This is a genomic window from Pantoea sp. R102 (assembly GCF_004916815.1).
Taxonomy (GTDB): Bacteria; Pseudomonadota; Gammaproteobacteria; order Enterobacterales; family Enterobacteriaceae; genus Pantoea; species Pantoea dispersa.
The window spans coordinates 1-1986 of the sequence record NZ_SDFT01000214.1 but is presented as its reverse complement, the minus strand read 5'-3'; the positions used below and the strand labels follow the sequence as shown (position 1 = coordinate 1986).

Annotated in this window: 4 protein-coding genes and 1 pseudogene; all 5 read right to left on the bottom strand. The window is 42.7% G+C overall.

The genetic code is table 11. The features are described from left to right. Positions 1–152: RHS repeat-associated core domain-containing protein (locus ERD80_RS19575; protein ID WP_282183384.1), on the bottom strand; the 152-nt coding region annotated here is incomplete at its 3' end. Positions 153–272: 120 nt separating this feature from the next. Then, positions 273–542 carry a hypothetical protein gene (locus ERD80_RS19570; RefSeq protein WP_136548184.1) on the bottom strand — a complete coding sequence of 90 codons (270 nt, stop codon included), beginning with the start codon at positions 540–542 and terminating at the stop codon, positions 273–275. Continuing rightward, the gene (locus ERD80_RS22580) at positions 539–688 is read right to left on the bottom strand and encodes a hypothetical protein (RefSeq protein WP_168926298.1); all 150 of its coding nucleotides are present in this window, start codon (positions 686–688) and stop codon (positions 539–541) included. The genes ERD80_RS19570 and ERD80_RS22580 overlap by 4 nt, the downstream gene beginning before the upstream one ends. A gap of 520 nt (positions 689–1208) precedes the next feature. Beyond that, complete coding sequence (locus ERD80_RS19565) at positions 1209–1436, bottom strand: hypothetical protein (RefSeq protein WP_136548182.1); 228 nt, start codon at positions 1434–1436, stop codon at positions 1209–1211. 4 nt (positions 1437–1440) lie between these two features. Continuing rightward, positions 1441–1986 (bottom strand): annotated as a pseudogene (locus ERD80_RS19560) (type IV secretion protein Rhs); the annotation flags it as partial.

Sequence of the window (1986 nt, the reverse complement as noted above, 5' to 3'; positions counted from 1 at the left end):
AACGCATTCGGCGCATAAGCATACAGGTTTATCCCACCCGCCAGCCCTATCGGGTCCTGCTGAGTAAACCGCGCACTGTCCGGGTCATAGTAACGAAACAGATTGTAGTGCAGTCCGGTTTCACGGTCCAGGTACTGGCCCTGCATACGCAGGTTCTGGTCGTAGCCGGGCAGTTGCTGATGAGAGAAGGTGGAAAGGGATTACTGATCCTGACAGCGGGCGGCTAAAGAGAAAAAAGCCGGAAGGATCATTCAGATCGCTTCCGGCTTATTTTAATACTTCCTTATTTTCTCATACTGATAGGCAACATCGACTAATTCCTCTATCAGTCCATCTTCATCTGGCCAATCTAAAATAAAATGTGGATAACCAGGCATATAAGCCTTTGGATCCATTACCTTTATCATCTCTTCCAGTTCTTTTTTTACCTGCATCAATGCCTGGACTGAAAGAGGTGCTGTTTCGTTACGCTCATGCCGAATTATAGCATCAAGTACCTTTTTAAGGACGTTTTTTAATAAAAATTCGAAAGAAGAAATCATAACAAACATCCATATTTCCAAGGCTGAAGAATAAAAATCTGTTCTGCTCCTCCACTATATTGAGCACCATACTCAAATTGCGGTGCCGCTTTACCTATTATCATCGTTGCCCCTGGTTTTATCTGCCATTGTTTGATTCCAGTCATACCATTCCATTCATGAGGTAATGCCAAACCAGCCCTGTTCGTCTGAGGTGTAAATGTCTCAAAAAAATATTGACCTTCAGCTCTGGCAGTTTTTCCATAATCATGGAAGCGAGTTCCAAATTGATTATTCCCAGCTTTTTGAACGGATAAGGTATCTAAATCAACGGAATCAATTACTTGTTTGCTCTGGCCTTATTCACCCCCATGGAACGAAGGTATGCAGATGCATCTTTTGCACCTTTATAAGGATCCGAGCGGCCATCACCTGAACACTTACTCAACCCCAGCGGATCTATCCAACTGAACGCATTCGGCGCATAAGCATACAGGTTCAGCCCGCCCGCCAGTCCTATCGATTCATAGGGACGATTCTAGTGCGTCATATTTTTTAGCGAAGTTAAGATTCTGATGTGACTCATTTTTCGCGGACAGTTTTTCCTACGTTCTGCCGCCCGTTTACACGCTGATTTCGACGCGCATTTTTTACTCGCGAACTCATTTAAATCAGTAAGATAGCAAATCATGGACCATAAAAATACATTAAAGTATCAAGATCATCCTTATCTTTTACAGTTAATGTATTTTTTTCCATGCGGTCATATTTATGTCTAATTCCTTTCATTGGAATAGAATTATTGTTAGTTTTTGCTAAATCCATTAATTCATCAATATCAGACTTATTCTTTAAAGTCCTTTTCAGCAGTGCTAATAGCATTATTTCTGCGTCTTTTTTATCTAGCGTATACATTTTATCAATCCGGTAGTATTTTAATTGAATCAAAATGGATAACTTGTCCATCTGCATGTAACTGCACAGCACCACCTTTACCATATTCTGGGTATGCAGAGGCAAAGGGTTCTAATCTGGTTGGATGAGTATTACCATCCCATTTTGGAACAAAAGCTGTAGGCTTACCATTTTGATATAACTGTAAAGTATCGAACGTACCACGCATGCGGGCATCACTCCATGCCGGGGCAATCTGGAAACCATCTCTGGCAGCACTACCCGAAGCATATTTATCAAATCCAAAATACGTAACCGGAGCAGCTTTATTCTCTATTGTGGAGGATACAAACTTATTAATTGATCCGTCAGACTCCATATACTTCATGTGCCGATAAGCAGTAGAAGGCATTGTCGCACTTGGTCCATCAGGCCCCACATAAAAATCAGGTTTATCTTTGCCGCCGCCGCTACAGTTACGACTTAACCCCCACGGATCCACCCACCCCAGCGCATTCGGCGCATACTGGTACAGATTCAGCCCACCCGCCAACCCTATCGGGTCCTGCTG